Origin of the sequence: Kocuria oxytropis (assembly GCF_040981195.1) — a bacterium.
Classification (GTDB): Bacteria; Actinomycetota; Actinomycetes; order Actinomycetales; family Micrococcaceae; genus Kocuria; species Kocuria oxytropis.
The window spans coordinates 1-23887 of sequence record NZ_JAVFXA010000001.1 but is presented as its reverse complement, the minus strand read 5'-3'; the positions used below and the strand labels follow the sequence as shown (position 1 = coordinate 23887).

Annotated in this window: 21 protein-coding genes; 11 read left to right on the top strand and 10 right to left on the bottom strand. The window is 72.3% G+C overall.

Annotated elements, in window-relative coordinates; all coding sequences use genetic code 11:
- The first annotated feature begins 350 nt into the window (after positions 1 to 350).
- From QYM41_RS00105 to QYM41_RS00075, 7 genes are all read left to right on the top strand, one after another.
- A complete protein-coding gene (locus QYM41_RS00105; protein ID WP_368797703.1) occupies positions 351 to 1016 on the top strand; it encodes a GntR family transcriptional regulator in 666 nt (221 codons plus the stop codon).
- Positions 1017 to 1203: 187 nt separating this feature from the next.
- On the top strand, positions 1204 to 2394 hold the full coding sequence (locus tag QYM41_RS00100; RefSeq protein ID WP_368797702.1) for an NAD(P)/FAD-dependent oxidoreductase: 1191 nt from the start codon (positions 1204 to 1206) through the stop codon (positions 2392 to 2394).
- Between the two features lie 33 nt (positions 2395 to 2427).
- Complete coding sequence (gene hglS, locus QYM41_RS00095; protein ID WP_368797701.1) at positions 2428 to 3837, top strand: 2-oxoadipate dioxygenase/decarboxylase; 1410 nt, start codon at positions 2428 to 2430, stop codon at positions 3835 to 3837.
- Between the two features lie 153 nt (positions 3838 to 3990).
- Positions 3991 to 5517, top strand: a complete 1527-nt coding sequence (gene amaB / locus QYM41_RS00090; RefSeq protein ID WP_368797700.1) for an L-piperidine-6-carboxylate dehydrogenase — start codon at positions 3991 to 3993, stop codon at positions 5515 to 5517.
- A 204-nt stretch (positions 5518 to 5721) separates the two neighbouring features.
- The gene (locus QYM41_RS00085; protein WP_368797699.1) at positions 5722 to 6291 is read left to right on the top strand and encodes a hemerythrin domain-containing protein; all 570 of its coding nucleotides are present in this window, start codon (positions 5722 to 5724) and stop codon (positions 6289 to 6291) included.
- A gap of 215 nt (positions 6292 to 6506) precedes the next feature.
- Positions 6507 to 9122, top strand: a complete 2616-nt coding sequence (gene clpB / locus QYM41_RS00080) for an ATP-dependent chaperone ClpB (RefSeq protein WP_368797698.1) — start codon at positions 6507 to 6509, stop codon at positions 9120 to 9122.
- A gap of 239 nt (positions 9123 to 9361) precedes the next feature.
- On the top strand, positions 9362 to 9586 hold the full coding sequence (locus tag QYM41_RS00075) for a DUF3073 domain-containing protein (RefSeq protein ID WP_368797697.1): 225 nt from the start codon (positions 9362 to 9364) through the stop codon (positions 9584 to 9586).
- 275 nt (positions 9587 to 9861) lie between these two features.
- Here the strand turns inward: QYM41_RS00075 and purM are convergent, their stop codons facing one another.
- The 5 genes from purM to QYM41_RS00050 are packed head-to-tail and all read right to left on the bottom strand — an operon-like array spanning position 9862 to position 14642.
- Positions 9862 to 11022, bottom strand: coding sequence for a phosphoribosylformylglycinamidine cyclo-ligase (gene purM / locus QYM41_RS00070; protein ID WP_368797696.1), 1161 nt, complete (start codon positions 11020 to 11022; stop codon positions 9862 to 9864).
- Between the two features lie 2 nt (positions 11023 to 11024).
- Positions 11025 to 12791, bottom strand: coding sequence for an amidophosphoribosyltransferase (purF, locus tag QYM41_RS00065; RefSeq protein WP_368797695.1), 1767 nt, complete (start codon positions 12789 to 12791; stop codon positions 11025 to 11027).
- Positions 12792 to 12796: 5 nt separating this feature from the next.
- Complete coding sequence (locus QYM41_RS00060) at positions 12797 to 13231, bottom strand: hypothetical protein (RefSeq protein WP_368797694.1); 435 nt, start codon at positions 13229 to 13231, stop codon at positions 12797 to 12799.
- A 10-nt stretch (positions 13232 to 13241) separates the two neighbouring features.
- Complete coding sequence (locus QYM41_RS00055; RefSeq protein WP_368797693.1) at positions 13242 to 13607, bottom strand: sterol carrier family protein; 366 nt, start codon at positions 13605 to 13607, stop codon at positions 13242 to 13244.
- A gap of 3 nt (positions 13608 to 13610) precedes the next feature.
- Positions 13611 to 14642 (bottom strand): asparaginase, encoded by a 1032-nt coding sequence (locus QYM41_RS00050; protein WP_368797692.1) that lies wholly within the window; start codon positions 14640 to 14642, stop codon positions 13611 to 13613.
- A 107-nt stretch (positions 14643 to 14749) separates the two neighbouring features.
- Here QYM41_RS00050 and purD point away from each other — a divergent pair, with 107 nt between their 5' ends.
- Entirely contained in the window at positions 14750 to 16072 is a 1323-nt protein-coding gene (gene purD / locus QYM41_RS00045) for a phosphoribosylamine--glycine ligase (protein WP_368797691.1), read from the top strand.
- A complete protein-coding gene (locus QYM41_RS00040) occupies positions 16069 to 17049 on the top strand; it encodes a phosphoribosylaminoimidazolesuccinocarboxamide synthase (RefSeq protein WP_368797690.1) in 981 nt (326 codons plus the stop codon). Before purD ends, QYM41_RS00040 begins: the two co-directional genes overlap by 4 nt.
- Positions 17050 to 17125: 76 nt before the next feature.
- Here the strand turns inward: QYM41_RS00040 and QYM41_RS00035 are convergent, their stop codons facing one another.
- From QYM41_RS00035 to QYM41_RS00025, 3 genes are all read right to left on the bottom strand, one after another.
- Positions 17126 to 17467, bottom strand: a complete 342-nt coding sequence (locus QYM41_RS00035) for an MGMT family protein (RefSeq protein WP_368797689.1) — start codon at positions 17465 to 17467, stop codon at positions 17126 to 17128.
- Positions 17464 to 18606, bottom strand: coding sequence for a sensor histidine kinase (locus tag QYM41_RS00030; RefSeq protein ID WP_368797688.1), 1143 nt, complete (start codon positions 18604 to 18606; stop codon positions 17464 to 17466). Before QYM41_RS00030 ends, QYM41_RS00035 begins: the two co-directional genes overlap by 4 nt.
- Positions 18607 to 18733: 127 nt before the next feature.
- Positions 18734 to 18886, bottom strand: a complete 153-nt coding sequence (locus QYM41_RS00025; protein ID WP_368797687.1) for a hypothetical protein — start codon at positions 18884 to 18886, stop codon at positions 18734 to 18736.
- Positions 18887 to 19105: 219 nt separating this feature from the next.
- Here QYM41_RS00025 and QYM41_RS00020 point away from each other — a divergent pair, with 219 nt between their 5' ends.
- Positions 19106 to 19786: a response regulator transcription factor gene (locus QYM41_RS00020; RefSeq protein WP_368797686.1), complete on the top strand. Its 681-nt coding sequence runs from the start codon at positions 19106 to 19108 to the stop codon at positions 19784 to 19786.
- Between the two features lie 448 nt (positions 19787 to 20234).
- Here the strand turns inward: QYM41_RS00020 and QYM41_RS00015 are convergent, their stop codons facing one another.
- Together QYM41_RS00015 and QYM41_RS00010 are read right to left on the bottom strand one after the other, a co-directional pair.
- On the bottom strand, positions 20235 to 20954 hold the full coding sequence (locus tag QYM41_RS00015; protein ID WP_368798133.1) for a FadR/GntR family transcriptional regulator: 720 nt from the start codon (positions 20952 to 20954) through the stop codon (positions 20235 to 20237).
- A 151-nt stretch (positions 20955 to 21105) separates the two neighbouring features.
- Positions 21106 to 22893, bottom strand: coding sequence for an L-lactate permease (locus QYM41_RS00010; protein ID WP_368797685.1), 1788 nt, complete (start codon positions 22891 to 22893; stop codon positions 21106 to 21108).
- A gap of 275 nt (positions 22894 to 23168) precedes the next feature.
- Here QYM41_RS00010 and QYM41_RS00005 point away from each other — a divergent pair.
- A partial coding sequence (locus tag QYM41_RS00005; RefSeq protein ID WP_368797684.1) for a (Fe-S)-binding protein occupies positions 23169 to 23887 on the top strand: 719 nt, incomplete at its 3' end.

The following is a 23887-nucleotide window of genomic DNA, read 5'->3' as shown; positions in this document are numbered from 1 at the left end:
GGAAGGCGCGTCGTCGGGCCGAACGGGTGGAACCTCCGATGCTACGGACGATGTCGAGGGCATCCAACGGTTCCGGCGTGTGATCTTGGACAGATCGGGCACGCCTGTGATATGGATCGCGCCCGTTCTCTCCGGTCCCGGAGTCCGCCGGAGACGCCGTGGTCGTGGCAGACGCGTGGTTCCCGGGGGCCGCAGGGCTCGCCGGGGCTTCCCGTGGTCGCCCGACGGGCTCGTGCGGCACGGACGGGTGTGGTGCCCGCCGAGCCGGCCGGGTCGACTGCTATGTTTCCCAGGAGTCGACAGGCCTCCTCCGGAGGCCGCTCGGGGCGAAGGGCAGGCGGGGAGGGCGGATGGAGCGGAGCCACGCGTGGGGCGACGCTCTCCAGCCCGAGGAGCTTTCCCGCTCCACCCTGAAGGACTCGACCGAGGCCCTGATCCGCCGCGCCCTGCTCAGCGGAGCCATGAAGCCGGGGGAGATCTACTCCGCCAACGCCCTCGCCGCCCGCCTCGGGGTCTCCAACAGTCCCGCCCGGGAGGCCATGATGTCGCTGGCCAACAAGGGACTGCTCGAGCTCGTGCGCAACCGTGGCTTCCGCGTGGTGGAGCTCACGGACCAGGACAAGCAGGAGGTCTACGACCTGCGCCTCCTCGTCGAGGTGGAAGCGGTGCGCCGCGTCGCCGCGACCGGCGTTCCGGCCGAGCAGGCCGCGCTGCTGCGGACGCTGACGGAGCAGACCGTGGAGGCCGCGGGCGCGGGCGGCGTGCTGGAGTATCTCGAGGCCGACCAGCGCTTCCACATCGCGCTCGTGGGCATGCTCGGCAACACCCGGTGGACGGCGATCGTGGAGAACCTGCGCGACCAGTCCCGCATCAACGGCTCCTACCACCTGCAGGAGCGGGGGCTGGTCCGCAGCAGCGCCGCGGAGCACAGGGGCATCACCGAGGCCGTCGTCGCCGGCGACCCGGAGCTCGCGGCGCAGCGGATGATCCGGCACCTGGACTACGCCCGCCCCTGAGGGGCCCGGCCGGGTGCCCGCGAGGGACCGGGCCGCAGTGCGCTGCCGGCGCGGACCCCCGCGGAGCTGCCCGTCATCCCTTGACCACCGCGGAGCATCCCGCCATGCTGGTTATCGATAACCGATGAGCTGGAGTGGGTGGGTCGGCAGGCACATCCCGCGCGGAGCAGCGCCGAGGGAGGCCCCCGTGCCCGATCAGATCGTCCCGTTGGACCCGACGTTCGCCACGGTCCAGCCACCGGCCGCCGACGTCGTCGTCATCGGGGGCGGCATCATGGGCCTGAGCACGGCCTGGCACCTGGCCTCCCAGGGCGTGCGCAGCATCGTGCTGGTGGAGCGCGCCGAACTGGGCAGCGGGTCCTCCGCCAAACCCCTGGGCGGTGTCCGGGCCAACTTCTCCGACCCCGGCAACATCGAGCTCGGCCGCCGCTCGCTGGAGGCCTTCCGCCGGTTCCCCCAGCGGTTCGGGGCGGACATCGGCTTCCAGCAGGTGGGCTACCTCTTCCTCTGCCGGTCCGGGGCGGAAGCGGCCGATCTGGAGGGGGCCACCGAGGTCCAGAACGCGCTGGGGGTCGACAGCCGCATGGTGACGCCCGCCGAGGCCGCCGGGATCAACCCGCTGCTGGACCCCGCCGCGCTGGTGGGGGCCTCGTTCTCCCCGGGGGACGGGTTCGCCGCCCCGGGCGCGGTGGTCGCCGCCTACGCCGCCGCCGCCGTCGAGCACGGGGTGACGGTCCTCGACCGCACCGAGGTAGTGGACGTCCAGCGCACCGCCGCCGGCATCGAGTCGGTGACCACCCAGCGGGGAACGGTCCGCGCGGGTGCGGTGGTGTGCTGCGCCGGGGCGTGGAGCGCCCGGATCGGGGCCATGGCCGGAGTGGACCTGCCCGTCACCCCGGTCCGGCGCCTCGTCGGACTCACGCGCCAGCGGCCCGTGCCCTACCCGCGGGTGCCCTTCACGCTGGACCTCTCGAGCACCTTCTACCACCACAACTACCGCAACGGCCTGCTGCTGGGCATCTCCCACGAGCAGGAACCCGGCTTCGCCCGCGAGTTCGACCACAGCTGGCTGCCCGAGCTCAACGCCGCCGCCGCCGTCTGCGCCCCGCAGCTGGAGAACCCCGACCTGGAGGGCGGCTGGGCGGGGCTCTACGAGAACACCCCGGACCGCAACGCGCTCATCGGCGAGGCACGCGAGCTGCCCGGCTTCTTCTACGCCACCGGCTTCTCCGGGCACGGGTTCCTGCAGGGCCCGGCGGTGGGGGAGCTGATGGCCGACCTCTACCTGGGCAGGCCGTCCTTCCTGGACCCGCGCCGCTTCTCCGCCGACCGCTTCCGCGCCGCCGAGTCCGTGCTGCGCGAGGTGAACATCATCTGATCCGTCCCGCGCCCGACGAGAGGAACCCCCGCCATGACCTTCCAGCAGCTGTGGCAGCTGCGGGCCGAGTTCGCCCGCCGGCTGTCGACGATGTACGGCCAGGAGGTGCCGGCCTACACCACCCTGGTGGACGTCTCGGCCGCCGTGAACGAGGACTTCCTGGCCCGCCGCGGCGCGGACGCGGAACGGCTGGGCAGCATCGACCGCGTCACGGCCGAGCGGCACGGCGCGATCCGGGTGGGCTCCCCGCGCGAGATGGCCCAGGTGGCCCGGGTCTTCGCCGCCTTCGGGATGCACCCGGTGGGCTTCTACGACCTGCGTGACGCCTCGACGTCCTCCGTGCCGGTGGTCTCCACCGCCTTCCGCCCGACCGACCCCGACGAGCTGGCGAAGAACCCGTTCCGGGTCTTCACCTCGATGCTGGCCGCCGACGACCCCCGCTTCTTCGACCGGGAGCTCCAGCAGCGGCTGCAGGAGTTCATCGACCGCCGCACCCTGTTCCCGCCCGAGCTGCTGGAGCTGGCCGACCGCGCCACGGAGCACGGCGGTCTCGAGGAGGCCGACGCCGGGCGGCTGCTGGACCTGGCCACCGCCGCGTTCGAGCTCTCCGGCGACCCGGTGGACCACGCCTGGTACCGGGAACTCGAGGCGGTCTCGGCGGTGGCCGCCGACATCGGCGGGGTGACCACCACTCACATCAACCACCTCACTCCGCGGGTGCTCGACATCGACGACCTCTACGCCCGGATGGAGGCGCTCGGCATCACGATGATCGACGAGATCCAGGGCCCGCCCCGCTGGGAGGGCCTGGACGTGCTGCTGCCCCAGACCTCCTTCCGGGCCCTGGCCGAGGAGCGGGTGTTCCGCTTCGCCGACGGCACCGTGGGCCCGGGTGCGCTGCGGGTGCGCTTCGGGGAGGTGGAGCAGCGCGGCATCGCCCTCACCCCAGCAGGACGCGACCTCTACGACCGGATGGTCGCCGAGACCGACCGGCGCCTGGCCGCCGGGGAGGGCGGCGGCATCCGGGTCGAGGTGGCCCGCACCGTGTGGGAGGAGAACCTCCCGCGTACCGAGAGAGAACTGGCCCTGCAGGGCCTGGCGTACTTCACCTACGTCCTCGACCGCGATGCCCTGGACCGGGCCGACGGGTCCCTCGCGGGCCCGGACGCGAGCCTCGAGGAGTTGGTCGAGGCCGGCATCGCGGTGCCCGAGCCGATCGTCTACGAGGACTTCCTCCCGCGCTCGGCCGCCGGGATCTTCCGGTCCAACCTCACCGACGAGGGCACCCGCGACGACGCACAGACCGGTACCGACTACGACCTCACCGTCATGTCCGGGGTCGTCGGGCGCGCGGTGGTCGACCCGCACGACCTCTACCGGCGCCAGCAGGACGCCTCGACCGCCCGGCTGCGCGAGCAGCTCTCCGCCGTCGTCGCGCGCTGATCCCGCAGCGGCGGGCCCCCAACCCCGGGTCCCGTCCCCGAAACCCGGCCCCACCCCGACTCCGCACCCCGTCCCCGCCCCCCGGGTCCCGCGCCCGCCGCGGAAGCCGGGCCCCAGCACGTTCGAGCACCCGTCAGCACCAGGAGGAGCGCCATGTCCCAGACCGTCCAGGAGACCACCCTCGCCGCCGAGGTCCGCCGTGCCCTCCGGGCGTGCGGGGTCGACGTCGACGCCCTCTCCGGCCCGCTCGAGGCCCGCAGCCCGCTGACCGGGGAGGTGCTCGTGACCCTGCCGCAGGCCCGTGCGGAGGACGTCACCGCGGCCGTCGGCGCGGCTCACCGGGCCTTTCCGCACTGGCGGGACGTCCCGGCGCCGGTGCGGGGGAACGTGGTCAAGCGATGGGGCGAGCTGCTCACCGAGCACCAGGAGGACCTCGCCCTGCTCGTGCAGGCCGAGGCCGGCAAGATCACCTCCGAGGCCCTCGGAGAGGTCCAGGAGATGATCGACATCTGCGACTTCGCCCTCGGGCAGTCCCGCATGCTCTACGGCAGGACCATGCCCTCCGAGCGCCCCGGCCACCGGCTCATGGAGACCTGGCACCCCCTGGGGGTCGTCGGCGTGATCTCCGCCTTCAACTTCCCCGTGGCCGTCCACTCCTGGAACACCGCCCTGGCCCTGGTCTGCGGGGACACCGTGGTGTGGAAGCCCTCCGAGGCGGCCGTCCTCTGCGCCCTCGGCGCCGACGCGCTGCTGCGCCGTGCCGTCGAGGACTGCGGGGCACCGGCGGGGATCCACCAGCTCGTGCTCGCCGACCGCGCAGGCGGTCAGCGCCTCGTCGAGGACCCCCGGGTCGCACTGGTTTCGGCCACCGGGTCCGTGCGCATGGGCCGGGAGGTCGCCCCGCGCGTGGCCGCCCGCTTCGGCCGGGCCCTGCTCGAGCTCGGCGGCAACAACGCCGCGATCGTGGCGCCCAGCGCCGATCTCGACCTCGCCCTGCGCGGGATCGTGTTCTCGGCCGTCGGCACCGCCGGGCAGCGCTGCACCACCCTGCGGCGGCTGATCGTGCACGAGTCCGTCCTGGACGCCCTCGTCGAGAAGCTCGTGCAGGCCTACGGGACGCTCGCCATCGGCGATCCCCGTGACCCGGACACCCTGGTGGGCCCGCTGGTCGACGAGCGCAGCTACGAGGCCATGCAGCAGGCCCTGAGCGACGCCCAGGACCAGGGCGGCACGGTGCTCACCGGTGGGACTCGGGTGCTGGCCGAGGAGCACCCCGGGGCCTTCTACGTCGAGCCGGCCATCGTGCGGATGCCCGCCCAGACCGCGATCGTTCAGGACGAGACCTTCGCCCCGATCCTCTACGTGCTCACCTACAGCGAGTTCGCCGAGGCCATCGAGCTGCAGAACGGGGTGCCGCAGGGGCTGTCCTCGGCCGTCTTCACCAACGACCAGCTCGAGGCCGAGCGTTTCCTCTCCTCGGCCGGCGCTGACTGCGGCATCGCCAACGTCAACATCGGCACCTCGGGCGCGGAGATCGGCGGGGCGTTCGGCGGGGAGAAGGAGACCGGCGGCGGCCGGGAGTCCGGCTCGGACTCGTGGAAGGCCTACATGCGCCAGGCCACCAACACCGTCAACTACTCCGGGGAACTCCCCCTGGCCCAGGGCGTCACGTTCCTCTGAGCCGCCGTTGCACGACCGGCACGGGACGGCGGCCGACCGTCCCGTGCCGGGCGTCATCCGCCGGCGAGATCTGGTCCGCGGCCGTCGCCGTGACCTAGGGTCGAAGACGATCAGCACACTGCTGAACGGCGGCACGGGACCGTGCGACGCTCGGGCGCCGCCGGCCGCGGAACCGCGCACCACCACGTCAAGGAGGCACGTCCCATGACCGACACCCACGCTGCGGGAACGGATGTCGTCGACATCCTCACCGCCGACCACCGGGAGATGCTCGAGCTGCTCGGCCGGATCGAGGGCACGCCGGACGCCGGCCGGCGCCGGGACCTGGCCGACACCGTGATCGCCGAGGTCATGCGCCACGCCGTCGCCGAGGAGATGCACGTCTACCCGGCCATGGAGAAGCACCTTCCCGGCGGCGCCGAGGAGGTCGAGCACGACAAGCAGGAGCACGACGAGCTCGTGCAGGTCATGAAGCAGGTGGAGGGCGTCGACGCCTCGGAGCCGGCGTTCCTGGAGCTGGTCCGGGAGATGCAGTCCCAGCTGCGCCACCACATCGAGGACGAGGAGTCCGACCAGTTCCCGAAGCTGCGGGCCCACATCCCGGCGGAGGATCTCGTGGCACTGGGGGAGAAGGTGGAGAACGCCAAGAAGCTGGCCCCGACCCGGCCGCACCCCCACGCGCCCCACTCCGAGCTGTTCCACAAGACCATCGGGCCCGGCGTGGGCATGGTCGACCGGCTCCGGGACAGGCTGACGGGCCGCAGCACCGGGTAGGGGCGGCCCCGCAGGCCCTGCGCGGACCCCTGCTGAGCCGGCACCGCGTGCCGCTCGGCGGGGGTCCGTGCCGTTCCGGGGGAGAGCGGGGGGCGCTCTCTGTCCACCCGGGGTTGAGTGAGGTAGACTCAGGTTAGCTGAACTGCTCGGCCGCACTCATGGAGCAGCAGTGCCGGGGCAGTTCGTCCCCGTTCGACCCGTCCCAAGGAGCCGCAGTGGACACCAAGTTCACGACCAAGTCCCAGGAGGCGCTCTCCGCCGCCTCGACCAACGCCTCGACCGCCGGCAATCCGCAGGTCGAGCCCGCCCACGTCCTGAAGGCCCTCATGGACCAGCGCGAGGGCGTGGCCGTCGCCGTCCTCAAGGCCACCGGGGCCGACGTCGACGCCGTCTCCGCGCAGGCCAGCGCCGCCATCAAGGCCCTGCCCTCGGCGTCCGGGTCCTCCACGGCCCAGGCCCAGTTCAACCGGGGAGCGCTGCAGGTCATCCAGGCCGCGGAGCAGTTCGCCCGGTCCCTCGGCGACGAGTACATCTCCACCGAGCACCTCCTGTACGGCCTCGCCCAGCAGGAGGGGAAGGTCGGCGACATCCTGCGGGAGGCGGGCGCCGGACCCGACCAGCTCAGGACCGCCGTCCCGTCCGTGCGAGGGGACCGCCGCGTGACCACCCCCGACCCCGAGGGCACCTTCCAGGCGCTCGAGAAGTTCGGCACCGACCTGACCGCCATGGCCCGCGAGGGCAAGCTGGACCCGGTCATCGGGCGGGACTCCGAGATCCGGCGCGTGGTGCAGGTGCTGTCCCGGCGCACCAAGAACAACCCCGTCCTCATCGGCGAGCCCGGTGTCGGCAAGACCGCGGTGGTCGAGGGCCTCGCCCAGCGCATGGTCGCCGGGGACGTGCCCGAGTCGCTGCGCGGCAAGACGCTGATCTCCCTGGACCTGGGCTCCATGGTGGCCGGCGCCAAGTACCGCGGTGAGTTCGAGGAGCGGCTCAAGGCCGTGCTCGAGGAGATCAAGCAGTCCGAGGGCCGGATCGTCACGTTCATCGACGAGATCCACACCGTGGTCGGCGCCGGCGCCGCCGAGGGCTCGATGGACGCCGGGAACATGCTCAAGCCGATGCTGGCCCGCGGCGAGCTGCGCCTGATCGGCGCGACCACCCTGGACGAGTACCGCGAGAACATCGAGAAGGACGCCGCCCTGGAGCGCCGCTTCCAGCAGGTCTACGTGGGCGAGCCCTCCGTGGAGGACACTGTGGCAATCCTGCGCGGGCTCAAGGAGCGCTACGAGGCCCACCACAAGGTGCAGATCGCGGACTCCGCGCTGGTCGCCGCCGCGGCGCTGTCCAACCGGTACATCCCGGGCCGCCAGCTGCCGGACAAGGCCATCGACCTGGTCGACGAGGCCGCCTCGCGGCTGCGCATGGAGATCGACTCCGCGCCGGAGGAGATCGACCGGCTGCGCCGGGCGGTCGACCGCCTGACCATGGAGGAGCTCGCCCTGGAGCGCGAGACCGACCCCGCGTCGGTCGAGCGCCTCGCCGCGCTGCAGCAGGAGCTCGCGGACAAGAAGGCGGAGCTGGACGCCCTCAACGCCCGGTGGGAGGAGGAGAAGGCCGGTCTGAACCGGGTGGGCGACCTCAAGGAGCGGATCGACAACCTGCGCTCGCAGGCGGAGATGGCCCAGCGCCAGGGCGACCTCGGGGAGGCCTCCCGGCTGCTCTACGGGGAGATTCCCGCCCTGCAGAAGGAGCTCGACGTCGCCCAGGAGCAGGAGGACAGCTCCGCCCCGCACGACACCATGGTCTCCGAGGAGGTCACGGCGGACGACGTCGCCGAGGTGATCTCGGCCTGGACCGGCATCCCCGCCGGGCGCATGCTCCAGGGGGAGACCGAGAAGCTGCTGCACATGGAGGAGGTGCTGGGGAAGCGGCTCATCGGCCAGCACCGGGCCGTCCAGGCCGTCGCGGACGCGGTGCGCCGCTCCCGCGCCGGCATCTCCGACCCGAACCGGCCGATCGGCTCGTTCCTGTTCCTGGGGCCCACCGGCGTGGGCAAGACGGAGCTCGCGAAGTCCCTGGCGGAGTTCCAGTTCGACGACGAGCGCGCGCTGGTCCGGATCGACATGTCCGAGTACGGCGAGAAGCACACGGTCTCCCGGCTGGTCGGAGCCCCTCCCGGCTACGTCGGCTACGAGGAGGGCGGCCAGCTCACGGAGTCGGTCCGGCGCCGCCCGTACTCGGTGGTCCTGCTCGACGAGATCGAGAAGGCCCACCCGGACGTCTTCGACATCCTGCTGCAGGTGCTCGACGACGGGCGGCTCACCGACGGGCAGGGACGCACCGTGGACTTCCGCAACGTGATCCTGATCCTCACCTCCAACCTGGGCAGCCAGTTCCTCGTGGACCAGACGATCGAGCCGGAGGCGAAGAAGCAGGCGGTGATGAACGTGGTCAACGCCTCGTTCAAGCCGGAGTTCCTCAACCGGCTCGACGACGTCATCCTGTTCGACCCGCTGTCCACGTCCGACCTGTCCAAGATCGTGGACATCCAGGTGGCGCAGCTGGCCGAGCGGCTGGGGCAGCGCCGCCTGGAGCTGGAGGTCACCCCGGCGGCCACGGAGTGGCTGGGCCTCACCGGCTACGACCCCGCCTACGGCGCCCGGCCGCTGCGCCGGCTGGTGCAGCGGGAGATCGGGGACAAGCTCGCCCGGGCGATCCTCTCCGGGGCGGTCGTGGACGGTGACACGGTCCGGGTGGACGTCGACGCCGACGTCGTGGCGGACGGGCTCACGGTCACCGCCGCGCGGGAAGGGGCCCGCACCGCGGGCTGAGGCAGGGGCCGTGCGCGCCGTGTTCCGCGGCGCGCACGGCCCGCCACCGCCGCGTCCGGACCGCGTCCGGCCGGTCCCCCGTGAGGTTGCCGACAGTCCACCGCGCGGGCCACGGGCCGGGCGCAAGGGGCTGGCAAACCATGTACCCTGGTCTCACGAACCATTCATACGACATTTCCGGGGCCGTACTCTGTGCCTGAGTGCCGCCGTCCGGACCAAGAGACAGAGGGGGTCACGCCATGGGGCGCGGCCGTCAAAAGGCTAAGGCGACACGGCAGGCGCGGGAGATGAAGTACTTCAGCCCGCAGACCGACCTCACGGCCCTCCAGCGGGAACTGCGCGGCAGCGAGCAGATGCCCCCGCTGCGCGAGCCGGTCGAGGAGACCGTCGACGAGGACGAGGACGACTACTCGGCCTACGTCGACAAGTACGCCGACGACTACGACGAGGACTACCGCCGGTAGGCGCCGGGAACTCCGCTCGTCTCCACCGCACGACGCAACAAGGTGCCCGTCCAGGACGTGCACCTTCTTCGCGTGCCCACCGACATCACCGTGCCCCGGCGGACACCGCCGCCCGTGGCCACGGACAGCGCCCCCTGTGCCCTGCGGACAGTGCCACCTGTTCCCTGCGGACAGCGCCGCCTGTTCCCGCTGACGACGGAGGCCGCACGAACGACGGAGGCCCCGCCGACGGGCGGGGCCTCCGTCGTCCGCGCGGGCGGCGACACTGGACGGGGTCAGCCCCCGTAGGTGCCGACCATGCGCACCGCGCCGCCGTCCACACCCTTCGCGCCCTGCACCCAGTCGGGTCCGTCGTGGTCGGCGCCCGGGTCGATCTCCCCGACGGTGCCCATCACCCACGAGGGCAGGCCGCGGGCGACGAGGTGTGCGACGGCGTCCTCGGCCACCGCCGGGTCGACGATCGCGACCATCCCCACGCCGAGATTGAGGGTCCGCTCGAGGTCGGGCATCGGGACGCCGCCCAGCTGCCCGATGAGCTGGAAGATCGCGGGCAGCTCCCACGTGCTGCGGTCCACTGTGGCCTCGAGCCCCGCGGGCAGCACCCGGGCGAGGTTCGCGGCGAGCCCGCCGCCGGTCACGTGGCTGAAGCCGCGCACCCCGTGGCCCGTGGTCCGGTCGGTTCCGTTGACGGGGAAGGCGGCGGCGAGGTCCAGGACGTCGGCGGCGTAGACACGGGTGGGCTCCAGCAGCTCCTCGCCCAGGGTGCGGCCGAGCTCGGAGACCTGCCGGTCCAGGGACCAGCCGGCCACGTTGATGACCTTCCGCACCAGGGAGTACCCGTTGGAGTGCAGCCCGGAGGAGGCCATGCCGATGATCACGTCACCGGCGCGCACGCGGTCGGGGCCCAGCAGCTCGTCGGCCTCCACCACGCCGGTGGCGGCCCCCGCCACGTCGTACTCGTCCGGGCGGAGCAGGCCCGGGTGCTCGGCGGTCTCCCCGCCGACCAGCGCGGTGCCGGCCTGCTCGCAGCCCGCGGCGATGCCGCGCACGATGTCCGCGATCCGCTCGGGGACCACCCGGCCCGTGGCGATGTAGTCGGTCATGTACAGGGGCTTGGCGCCGACGACGACGATGTCGTCGACGACCATGCCCACCAGGTCGAAGCCGATCGTGTCGTGCACGTCGAGGGTCTGGGCGATCGCGACCTTGGTCCCCACGCCGTCGGTCGAGGTGGCGAGGTAGGGCTTGCGGTAGGAGAGCAGCTCCGAGACGTCGAACAGTCCCGCGAACCCGCCGACCCCGCCGACCACCTGGGGGGTGTGCGTGGCCCGGACCGCGCTCTTCATGAGCTCGACGGCGCGGTCTCCCGCCTCGACGTCCACGCCCGCGCTGGCGTAGGTGACGGTGCGGTTCGTGGAGGAGGGGGGCTGGGCCATGGTCAGGCGTCCTTCGCGGTCTCGTGCTGGGCGGCGTGCTGGGATCCGGGTGCCGGTGCGGCGGGGATCCGGTCCTCGGGCAGGATGAGGTCCTCGAGGTCGGCGTCGGGCCCGGGGTCGCACCCGGTGGAGGTCTCCTGGACGCCCGGGTCCTCGTCCGAGATGCGGGTGCGCTCGGCGGACCGGCGCGCGAGGCCGTCCGTGGCCGAGGGCCGGGTGTCGATGGACACGGCGGAGGCGTGCTCCGGGCGCTGCGCCACGGACGGGCCGCCGGGCGCGCGGCGGGGCGAGGAGTCCACGGGGGTGCTGCGGGTCTCGAAGACGTTCTTGCCCAGCTTGTCCGCGTCCGGCAGGCGGGTGGGGTAGGTCCCCGAGAAGCACGCCGTGCACAGCTCGCCGCGCTCCTGCAGGGTGGCCGCGATCATCCCGTCCTCCGAGATGTAGCCGAGGGAGTCGGCGCCCAGGGACGCCCGGATCTCCTCGACGCCGAGGCCGTTGGCGATGAGCTCGGCCCGGGAGGCGAAGTCGATGCCGTAGAAGCACGGCCACTTGATGGGCGGGGAGGAGATCCGCACGTGGATCTCGGCGGCCCCGGCCTCCCGGAGCATCCGGATGAGGGCGCGCTGGGTGTTGCCGCGCACGATCGAGTCGTCGATGACCACGAGCCGCTTGCCCGCCACCACGGACTTCAGCGGGTTGAGCTTGAGCCGGATGCCGAGCTGGCGGATGGTGTCCGAGGGCTGGATGAACGTTCGTCCGACATAGGCGTTCTTGACCAGGCCGTTGCCGAACGGGATCCCGGACTCCTCGGCGTAGCCGATGGCGGCGGGGGTCCCTGACTCGGGCGTGGGCATCACGAGATCCGCCTCGATGCCGTGCTCCCGGGCGAGCCGGCGGCCCATCTCCACGCGGGACTCGTACACGGAGCGGCCGTTGATGGTGGTGTCCGGGCGGGCCAGGTAGACGTACTCGAACACGCACGCGGCACGGCGGGTCTCGGCGAAGCGCTGGGAGCGCAGGCCGTGCTCGTCGATGACCACGAACTCGCCGGGCTCGATCTCACGGACCAGGGACGCCCCCACGATGTCCAGCGCCGCGGTCTCGGAGGCCACCACCCAGCCGCGCTCGAGCCGGCCGAGGACCAGCGGGCGGATGCCCTGCGGGTCGCGGGCGGCGTAGAGCGCGTTCTCGTCCATGAAGGCCAGGCAGAAGGAGCCCACGAGCTGGGGGAGCAGGTGCATGGCCGCCTCCTCGAGGGAGCCGTGCGGGTGCTCCGCCAGCAGCGCGGTGACCAGGGCGGTGTCCGTGGTGTTGCCCTGCGCCATCTCGCCCTGCGAGGGGAACCCGGACTTGTCGATCAGCTTCTCGTACAGCTCGGCCGAGTTCGTGAGGTTGCCGTTGTGCGCGAGCGCCACGGTGCCGTGCGGGGTGGCGCCCAGCGTGGGCTGGGCGTTGGCCCAGTGGGAGCCGCCCGTGGTCGAGTACCGGCAGTGGCCCACGGCCAGGTGCCCGGTGAGGGTGCTCAGGGTGGCCTCGTCGAAGACCTGCGAGACGAGACCCATGTCCTTGTACACCGCGATCCGGCTGCCGTCGCTCGCGGCGATGCCGGCGGACTCCTGGCCGCGGTGCTGCAGGGCGTAGAGGCCGTAGTAGGCCAGTTTCGCGACCTCCTCGCCGGGGGCCCAGACGCCGAACACGCCGCACGCGTCCTGGGGGCCCTTCTCTCCGGGGAACAGGTCGTGGCTGAGTTGTCCATCAGGGCGAACCACGTCGATCAGCCTTCTCTCGAGCGTCGGGGGTCGGTGGTCCGGGGGGCGTCCTGCGCCGGCCCGGCAGGGGTGCCGTCCTCCCCGTCGACCACCTCGGTGGTGACGGCCCGCGCGCGGGCCACGGAGACCCGGTCCAGCACGAGGGCCACGACGGCCCCGGCCGCCAGGCCCAGGACCGTGCCGACGGAGACCATGAACAGGGTCACGGCCTCCCGGGTGAACTCGGCGCTCCCGCCGCCGGACAGCCCCACGAGCACCCCCACGAGGGCACCGAGGACACCGCCGAGCAGGACGAAGGCCCAGATGTTCGGGGCGCGGCGCAGGGTCATCTGCTGGCTGCCGGACGCCGCCAGCGGCACGGCCGCCCGCTCCCGGCGGCGCCGGCGCGGGAACCTCCGCGGGGACGGGCGCGCGGAGGGGGACGAGGGAGTGGAGCTCATGTCCTCAAGGCTACCGGGGAAAGAGGGGGAGGGCGTCCGCGAGATCGGTCCGTGTGCCCGAGGCCACAGCCGCGCCCGAGGCGACGGCCTCCGGCCAGGTCACGGCGCCCGTGACCAGGCCGAGCCACGTCCGGGCATCGGTCTCCACCACGTTGGGCGGGGTGCCGCGGGTGTGCCGGGGCCCGGCCACGCACTGCGTCACGCCGAAGGGCGGGACCCGCACCTCCACGCTGTTGCCGGGCACCCGCTCGGCGAGCTCCTCGAGGGTGTAGCGCACCGCGGTGGCCACGGTCCGGCGCGCGGCGCCGTCCGGGTCCGCACGCCAGGCGCTCAGGGCCAGGGTCCCGTCCGCGGGGTCGACGCGGCGGCGGGCCACGGCCTAGTCCTGCCCGAGCGCCCGGACCAGGTCCGGGCCCAGCAGCTCCAGGAGCGGGTCCTCCAGACGGATCCGGCCCACCGGCCGGGAGCCGCCCATGATCGGGCGCACGACCTGCTCGATCACCGCGGCGGCCGCGGGGGCGGGCACGGCCCCGGCGTGGGCGAGCAGGGCCAGCCCGACGAGCGCGTTGGCGCGGGAGCCGCCGTCGAGCACCTTGAGCGCCACCGACCACCCGCCGCGGGTGCCGAGGGCGAGCACGCCCTCCGCCCCGAGCTTCGCCACGACGTCCAGCTCCTCCATGACCACGGTGTTGTACTTGCCGGGGCCGTGCACGAGCTCGGGGTAGTCGAGCATGCACTGGGCCACCGTGGCGGCGCGGGCGTCGGCGTCCAGGTTGCCCGCGGCCCGGCCCAGGGTGGAGTAGGCCCGGGCGAGACCGGTCAGGGAGACGGCCGCGACAGGGGCGCCGCACCCGTCGACGCCCACGTGCGCCACGCGCTCGCCGGTGAACTCCTCGACCGTCTCCAGCACGGTGCGCTGCAGGGGGTGCTCGGGGTCCAGGTAGCTGTCCGTCGGCCAGTCGTTCTCGGTGCAGGCCCACAGGAACGCGGCGTGCTTGCCGGAGCAGTTCATGCAGATCCGCGTCCTGCCCTGCCCGGTGCGCACCAGCTCGGTGCGGACCTCCTCGTCCTCCGGCCAGTCCGGCGGGCACCGGAGCGCGTCCTCGGTCAGGCCGGCGGCCGTCAGGATCGAGCTCACGGCGTCCAGCTGCTCGAAGGAGCCGATGTGGGACGCGGAGGCGATGGCCACCTGGGCCCCGCGCAGCGGGACGCCGGCCTTCATGGCGGCGATCGTCTGGAACGGCTTGAGCGTGGAACGGGGGAAGATCGGGGTGCCGATGTCGCCCAGCTCCACCGCCACGGTCCCGTCCGGGGCCAGGACCACGGCGGAGCCGCGGTGGCGGGACTCGACGAAGCCGCTGCGCTCGATCACGGCGAGGTCCACGGCACGGTCCGAGGTGAAGGTCTGCATCGCCCCAGTATGTCAGCGGGGACGGCCGTCCCGGACGGGCCCGGGGGCCGTGCCCGCATGCCGGGAACGATGTGCCACTTCCCGGTGCCGCCCACTAGCCTGAGGGCGTGAAGGTTCTGGTACTGGGCCCCGGCGGCCGCGAACACGCAATCATCCGTGCACTGCTGGCAGATCCCGAGGTCGAGCAGGTCCACTGCGCGCCCGGCAACGCCGGGATCGCCCAGCTCGTCCCGGTGCACGCCGTGGACGCCGACGACCCCGCCGCGGCCACCGCGCTGGCGCGCGAGCTCGCGGTGGACCTCGTCGTCGTCGGGCCCGAGGCGCCGCTGGTGGCCGGTGTGGCCGACGCCCTGCGGGAGGCGGGCTTCCTCGTCTTCGGCCCGTCGCGGGCCGCGGCACGGCTCGAGGGCTCCAAGGCCTTCGCCAAGGAGGTCATGGCCTCCGCCGGGGTGCCGACCGCGATGGCGCGGGTCGCCACCACGGAGGAGGAGGCCGCCGACGCCCTCGACACCTTCGGCCCGCCGTACGTCGTCAAGGACGACGGGCTCGCCGCCGGCAAGGGCGTGGTCGTCACCTCCGACCGGGCGGCCGCGCTCGAGCACGCCGCCGCCTGCTTCGCCGCGGGCGGGTCCGTGGTGGTCGAGGAGTTCCTCGACGGCCCCGAGGTGTCCCTGTTCGTGCTCACCGACGGCTCCCGCGTGATCCCGCTGAGCCCCGCGCAGGACTTCAAGCGGATCCGCGACGACGACGAGGGCCCCAACACCGGCGGCATGGGCGCCTACACGCCGCTGCCGTGGCTGCCGCAGGGCTTCGTGGACGAGGTCGTGGAGCGCGTGGCCCGTCCCACGGTGGACGAGATGCGCCGCCGGGGCACCCCGTTCGTGGGCGTGCTGTACTGCGGGCTGGCCGTCACGAGCCGCGGCCTGCGCGTCATCGAGTTCAACGCCCGATTCGGGGACCCCGAGACGCAGGCCGTCCTGGCCCGCCTCGGCACCCCGCTCGGGCGGCTGCTGCGGGACGCCGCGGCCGGCCGGCTCGACGAGGCGGAGCAGCTGCGCTGGCGGCCCGAGACGGCGGTGGCCGTGGTCGTCGCCGCGCAGGACTACCCCGACAGCCCCCGCAGGGGGGACCCGGTCGGCGGGCTGGAGGAGGCCGAGGCGCTCGAGGGCGTGCACGTGGTGCACGCCGGGACCGCCCTGGCCCCCGAGGGCGAGCACGCCGGACAGGTCGTCTCGGCCGGCGGGCGGGTGCTCGCCGTCGTCGGGCTCGGCGCGGACCTCGACGTCGCGCGCGAGCGCGCGTACCGGGGCGTGGGCGTCGTGACCCTCGAGGGCTCCCAGCACCGCACCGACATCGCGCTGAAGGCGGCCCGGGGGCTCATCACCGTCCCGCGCGCGTCCGATCCCCGATCCCGTCAGGAGCAGGCATGAGCGAGCAGGGCACCGTCACCACCCCTCCCGAGATCCCCGGGTGGACGCACATCTACTCCGGCAAGGTCCGGGAGCTCTACGTCCCCGACGAGTCGCGGCTGCGCGCCACGGGGGTGGCCATCCACGACGACGCCGAGTACCGGGCCGGCTCGGTCCTGGTGCTGGCCACGGACCGGATCAGCGCGTTCGACGAGATCCTCCCCACCGAGATCCCGGACAAGGGCAAGATCCTCACGCAGCTGTCCCTGTGGTGGTTCGAGCAGCTCGCCGACGTGCCCAACCACGTCCTGTCGACGGACGTGCACGAGTCCGTCCGGGGACGGGCCATCGTGTGCAAGAACCTGTCCATGTTCCCCGTGGAGTGCATCGCCCGCGGCTACCTGACCGGGTCCGGGCTCAAGGACTACCGGCAGACCGGGGAGATCTGCGGGATCGCGCTGCCCCCGGGACTCGTGGACGGCTCCCGGCTGGACGAGCCGATCTTCACCCCGACCGGCAAGGCGGACGTGGGCGAGCACGACCTGCCCATCACGTTCCAGGAGATGGCCGACGGCGTCGGCCACGCCGTGGCGGACCGGCTGCGCGAACTGACCCTGACCATCTACACGGCCGCCGAGCGGATCGCCCGCGAGCGCGGGATCATCGTGGCGGACACCAAGGTGGAGTTCGGCCTGGACTCCTACCGGGGCGCGATCACCCTCGGGGACGAGGTGCTCACCCCGGACTCCTCCCGCTTCTGGGACGCCGCGACCTACGAGCCGGGCCGGCCCCAGCCCTCCTTCGACAAGCAGTACGTGCGGGACTGGCTGCGCTCGGACGAGTCCGGGTGGGACGGGAGCGGTCCCGTCCCCCCGCTGCCGGAGCAGGTGGTGGAGCGGACCCGCGCCCGCTACGTCGAGGCCTTCGAACGGCTCACCGGCCGGAGCTTCGACCCGGACGGCAACTTCTTCGAGGTGGCGGGCCCGCCGGAGTACTGACCTCGGTGCGGGGGCCGGCAGCCCGGATCCGGGCTCCCGGAATCCGTGACGTGGCGCCGAGCAGGTGTGGCCGGTCTCAGGCGCCGGGGGAGTCCGGCGTCCACAGCGCGCGGCCCATGTCCACGCGCACCAGGTGCCGGTCGTCCTCCACCAGGGGAGTGCCCTCCTCCCGGTAGCGCTGCCGGGCCTCGGCCTGCAGGTGGTCGGCGAGCGTGCCCTGCACGGTGACCACCCGCCACCACGGGAGCTCGGCGCCGGTGGGGTTGCGCGCCATGATCGTGCCCACCAGGCGCGGGGACCGGCACTCCGCCAGTTCCGCCACGTCCCGGTAGGGCAGCACCCGGCCCGGGGGGATCAGCGCGACGACCTCCGCCACGCGCCGGGCCACGCCGGGGTCCGCCCCGGCCCGCCGGCTCACAGGGCGTCCCGGCCGTCCACGGGCAGGCACACGTCGAGGACCCACTGCCCGCCCACGGGGCCGCTGTCGGCGCGGCCGCCCAGCAGGGACACGCGCTCCGCGATGCCCCGCAGGCCGAGCCCGGAGGACAGCTCCCCGGAGCGGCCTCCCGTGCGCTGGGTGCTGCGCGGCATGGGGTTCGCCACGCGCAGGCACAGCTCGTGGTCGTCCGCCGTGACCTCGATCCGGCACCGGGACCCGCGCGGGGCGTACTTGATGATGTTGGTGACCGACTCCTGCAGGATCCGGGCCGCCGTGCCGCGCACGGTGGTGGGCATGGCCTCGAGGTCCCCGGTGACGACGACCTCCGGCTCGAAGCGCAGGTCCCGCAGGCTCGCCGCGAGGGACGTCACCACGTGCTCGAGGCTGCCGATGGACAGGCCCGCGCCCGTGACGTCCCGAGGGTGCTCTCCCTCGTTCTCGTTGCGCAGCAGCCGCAGCATGACCCGCAGCTCGTGCAGCGCCGAGCGCGCGGCGTCCTCCACGGTCTCGAGGACCTGGTGGAGCTCGCCCACGTCCCCGGAGCGGCGCCGGCTCATGGTCTGCATCGTGATGAGAGTGAGCTCGTGGGCGACGACGTCGTGCAGGTCGCGGGCCAGCGCCTGCCGCTCGTCCTCCCGGAGCCGCTCGTTGAGGATCTCCAGGTCGCGGACGCGCTGCTCGCTGCGCCGTCGTTGGGCGCCGAAATAGCGGACAGCCGCGCCGATCAGAGCCCCGGCCAGGGTGACCGCACTGAGACTCCAGAAGATGATCGAGGATTCCGGGTGCTTGAGCGAGGACAGCAGTATCCATACGCCATAGCTGATCAAGTGGATGACGACGAAACGCCGTGTGGTGGTCGCCACCACAGCAATGGTGATCGTGCACGCCGTGAGCGCAGCCATGGGGTATTCGTCGATGCGCAGGGAGAACGCGAGACATCCCCACGAGACGAGGGATGCCCAGGTCGCTCTGGTGGCAAGCATGCCGATGGCGGCGTAGGCGAGCACACTGTCGAGCGCCTGCTCGACGTCTCCCGTGTTGATCGAGCCGTCGAGCCACGCCTGGAAGACGTCGCGGAGATCGTCGATGGCGGCGAAGACGGCGAACAACAACAGCACCGTGCGCAACCACCGAGCAAGGGGCTCGGCCTGGAAGACGGGGATCTTCCCGGTTGCACGCGGTGCTGTCGCCGGAGTTTCCGTTGTGAGGGTCACTCAGAGAGATCTAGCACAGACCCTGGGCCGATTAGCACCAGAAGGGGACGTAGTAGCAGATCGTGGCGCGGGGACCCATGGGGACGATCACGCCGGCGGCGTTCGCGGGGGCCACCGGGGCGACGATGAACGACACCGCGAGGGCGGCAGAGGCGATGGCGGTGGTCAGCTTCTTCTTGGACATGGGGGGCTCCTTGGATCACGAGGTCAGCACCGGATCGGGGGGTGGCGGCCGGTGAGGGGGGAGAGATGTCCCGGCCGCGAGGGGGGTGTGCTGCCCTGGTACCTTCCATTTTGCCAACGTTAACCAGGTCGACCTATTGACCTTTGTCCAGACCCTCTGTGACTTTTGTCGAATATGACGTGTTGCACTTTGGGGGACAGGGAAAAATAGACTGTGCGGGTGACTGATTGCAGAGTGCTTGTCGTGGACGACCAGCCGTTGATGCTGGAGGCCCTGAAGTCCTTCTTCTCGGCCGAGCCCGGGTTCGAGGTGATCGGCACGGCCTCCAACGGGCGCGAGGCCGTCGACCGATGTCTGGCGATCGACCCCGACGTGGTCCTCATGGACATGAAGATGCCCGTGATGGACGGGATCGAGGCCACCCGCGAGATCACCTCGCGCAGCCCGCGGTCCAAGGTGCTGGCGCTCACGACGTTCTCCACGCTGGAGTTCGTGGTGCCGGCGCTGCGTGCCGGTGCCGCCGGCTACCTGGTCAAGGACGCGCGGCCGGACGAGATCATCGACGCCGTCAACCAGGTGCTCGCCGACGAGATCGCCCTCTCCCCGGCGATCGCCCGGGCGCTCGCGGACAACGTCATCTCCGTCCCGGACCAGCAGCAGGCGCGCTCGGCCGACGACGGCCTGCGCTCCCTGCTGACCGACCGGGAGATGGAGACCGTGACCCTCCTGGCGCAGGGTCTGAGCAACCGGGAGATCGCCGAGCAGATGCACGTCTCCGAGGGCAGCGTGAAGGCCTACCTCGGGCGGGTCTGTGAGAAGTTCGGGGTCCGCGACCGTGTGCAGGCGCTGATCAAGGCGTACCAGAGCGGACTCGTGGATCCGCAGCTGCGTGATCTCTGAGGTCCCCTCGACCTCCGTCGGCCCGGATCCGGACGGAAGTCCACGCCACTTGTAGACGAAAGTGCATTCATCTGCATTAGCAAACACGGCATAGTGATCAGTGCGAGCAGAGAAGAAAAGTCGGTGGATGAGTGAGAGACATCCCCACGGCGCACGGCCCGACCCCCCTTGTGGCCGAGCCCCGGACCGGATGGTCCACCGACCTGCTCACGGTAGGGGGCCGCCCCGGGACAGTCCCCCCTGGACCGGGATGTGGCCGCGCAAGGCCTGGATCACCTTGCACCCCCCTCGGCCGACGGCCCCCTACCGTGCAACACCTGCTCCGCAGATCTCGCAGAGGAGAACGGCCCCACCGGCAACGGTGGGGCCGTTCTCGTGCGTTCCGCTCGTTCCGGAGGTCCGGCGGAGCGCCCGGCCGGGTCCGCGGCACCGCGGTCCCGGGGTGCTGTCAGTCGTGCCGGTCGTCCTCATGCCGGGCGGCGGCGCTGTGGCCGAAGAACCAGGTGATGTGGTTCTGCAGCGCCGCGGCGGCGTCCTCCCCCCGGCGCTCCTGGGTGGCGAGCAGGATCTCCCGGTGATGCTGCTGCAGGGTGCGGCGGACCCGGGGCCAGTCCTCGAGCCCGGCGACCGTCTCCTGCACGTACCCGATGGTGGCCTGGCGCAGCGAGGACATGATCGTCTCCACCACCATGTTGCCGGCCAGGGAGGCGAGCAGGATGTGGAACTGCGCGTCGGCGGCGTGGAAGCGCTCGTCCGGCAGGTCCGGATCCTCCATGGCCTCCACGAGCTCCGCCGCGCGCCCGAGCGCGGCCGCCCGCTCCGGGGTCTCCGCCGCGGTGGCCGCCTCGTGGGCGGACTGGGTCTCCAGCAGCAGCCGCGTCTGCACCAGGTCCCGCACCGGCAGGGACCGGGTGGCCACGTGCATCCGCAGCGCCCACCCGAGCGCGGCCGAGGGGTCCGAGATGACGATCGCTCCGGCGTTGGGCCCCGAGCCGGTCGAGGAGCGGACCAGCCCCATGGCGTCGAGGATGCGGATCGCCTCCCGCACGGACGCACGGGAGATGCCGAACTCCTCGGCCAGGTGGCGCTCCCCGGGCAGCTTGTCGCCCACCGAGATCTCGCCCGAGCGCAGGCGCTCCTCGAGCCAGTCCAGGACGACGGTGTACATGCGCGAGGTGGCGGGCACGAGGGGCTCCTCACGGGATGGGCGGGACGCAGACCAGTCTAGGGAGGTGCCGTCGGTCCGCCGCGCCGGAGGTGACGGCGACCCCTGACCGAGGGCAGGGGTCGCAGCGCACGCGGTGCCGTCGCGGCCCGGCTCAGACCCGGAGCCGCGTGCTCGCCGGCGCGTCCTGGCGCCACAGCCGCCGGGCCAGGAGGGCGAGTCCCGCCACGAGCAGGACCAGCATGACGGTGCCCAGGTTCAGGCCCACGCCGTGGATGAAGAGGTACGCGACCGCGCCGCCGGCCAGGCAGTAGTACGTGGTCACGATGATCGTCTTGCGCAGCAGGTCTCCCTCGCGCCCGAGCAGGCCCACCGTGGCGGAGGCCGCCACGATGTTGTGGATGGCGATCGGGTTGCCGCCGGCGCCGCCGATGGCCTGGGCGGCCACCACGAGCTCGGGGCGGTCGAGGCCGATCTGGGCGCCGGTGGAGAACTGGAACTGCGAGAACGTCAGGTTGGAGATGGTGTTCGACCCGGCCACGAAGGCGCCCAGGGCACCGATCCAGGGGGCGATCACCGGCCAGGCGCCGCCCGAGATCGCCGCGGCCCCCTCCGCGAGGGTGACCGGCATGCTGGAGAGCCCCGACTCGTTGAGGGCGGGACCGGACTGGATGAGCACACGGACCAGGGGGACGGCGAAGAGCAGGGCGGCGGCCGTGCCGGCGAGCTGGCCCGCCGAGATGCTGAGCGTCCGGGCGATCTGCCGGGAGGTCATCCGGTGCAGCAGGTACGCGAAGACGGAGGCGAGGATCAGGACGAAACCGGGCAGGTAGAGAGGCTGGACGGTGGTGGTGATCCCGGTGCCCAGGATGTTCTCGAACGGGATCGCGAGACCGGTCAGGAACTCCTTCACCGGGGCGATGACCCGGCTGGCCACCAGCAGTCCCGCCATGAGCGCATAGGGGGCCCACGCGCGGACCACGCTCATGTGCGTGGACACGTCCGTGGCCTCGGCCGGCTCGATGGTGCCCATCCAGCGGGCGGGCCAGTCGGTGCGGGGACCGAACACGAAGGTGTCCTTCGGCATGAGGAAGCCCTTGCTGGAGGTGAACATCACCAGCGCCAGGCCGATCAGCCCGCCGAACATCGAGGGGAACTCGGGGCCGAGGAAGCGGGCGACCAGCAGGTAGGGGACGGTCATGGCCAGGGAGGCGTACACGGCGAAGGGCCACACGGCGAGGCCGTCGCGGAAGCGGCGGTCCGGGCCGAAGAAACCGGTCAGCAGGGTCACGAGGATGAGCGGGACGAGGAGGCCCACGACGGCGTGCATGGCCGCGGTGTAGAAGCCGATCGAGTTGACGAACTCGGGCATGGTCAGGCCGAGGACGCTGACGCGCTCGGCGACCGCGGGGTCCCCGCCCAGACCGTTGGCCACCCCCACGAGAATGGGCGTCCCGACCGCTCCGAAGCTCACGGGCGTGCTCTGCACGATGAGCCCCACCATCACGGCGGCCATCGCGGGGAAGCCCATGGCCAGGAGCAGCGGTGCCACCACCGCGGCCGTGGTGCCGAAGCCGGAGACGCCCTCGATGAAGGAGCCGAAGAGCCAGCCGATGATGACGGCCTGGATCCGCCGGTCCGCGGAGATGTTGTCGAAGCCGGCGCGGATCGTGGCCATCGCCCCGCCCACGGTGAGGGTGGAGAGCAGCAGCAGGGCGCCGAAGACGATGTAGAGCATGGTGATGGCCACGACAAGTCCCTCGATGGTGGCGGCCAGGACTCCCGTGAAGCTCATGCGCCACACGAGCAGCGCCACCAGGACGGCGGTGACGTAGCCCACCGGCATCGCGTACTTCGCCGGCCACCGGAAACCGGCCAGGAGCACGCCCACGAGGAGCAGGGGCAGCAGGGCCAGGAGGCTCAGCACAGCAAGTGAGTCCACGGGGATTCCTTTCTGGGCCCACCTCGTCAGGGGCGGGGCGAGGGAAGGGGCCGGACGTGCGGGGAGAGTCCCGCGCACCGGACGACGCTATGGTCGGACCACAATGGTCTGACCACGAAGAGTACATGAGCCAGGTCACACGTCCAACCCTCGTCCCTGCCGATTCCGACTGTTTCCGGGGTGCGTTGTGTCGTCCGTCTCACTGGCCTAGTATGGTCAGACCACAGGCGGCCCGGCGTCGTCGACCTGCCCGTCCCTCGTTCCCCGGAGGTCCCATGAGAATCGCCCTGTTCGCCACGTGCATCGTGGACGCGATGTACCCCCGGGTCGCCCTGGCCACCGTGCGGCTGCTCGAGCGGCTCGGCCACGAGGTGGTGTTCCCGCCCGGCCAGGGCTGCTGCTCCCAGATGCACGTCAACAGCGGCTACTTCGACGACGCCCTGCCCGTGGTCCGCAACCACGTCAAGGCCTTCACCGCCGCCGACTACGACGTGGCGGTGGCTCCCTCCGGCTCCTGCGTGGCGTCGCTCGGCCACCAGCAGCCGATGATCGCCCGCGCCGGCGGCGACGAGGGCCTCGCCCGGGACGCCGCGGCGGTCGCCGCGACCACCTACGAGCTCTCCCAGCTGCTGACCGACGTGCTCGGCGTGACGGACGCCGCCGCGCAGCTGGGCTCCTGGTTCCCGCACCGGGTCACCTACCACCCGTCCTGCCACGGCATGCGGCTGCTGCGCCTGGGGGACCGGCAGAAGGACCTCGTCGCCTCGGTCGACGGCATCGACTTCGTGGACCTGCCCGACGCCGAGGAGTGCTGCGGCTTCGGCGGGACCTTCTCCTTCAAGAACCCGGACGTCTCCGCCGCGATGGCCGAGGAGAAGATCGGCAACATCGTCTCGACCGGTGCCGCGGTGTGCACCGGCGGTGACGCCTCCTGCCTCATGCACCTGGGCGGGGCCATGAACCGCCGGGACACCGGGCCGGCCACCGTGCACTT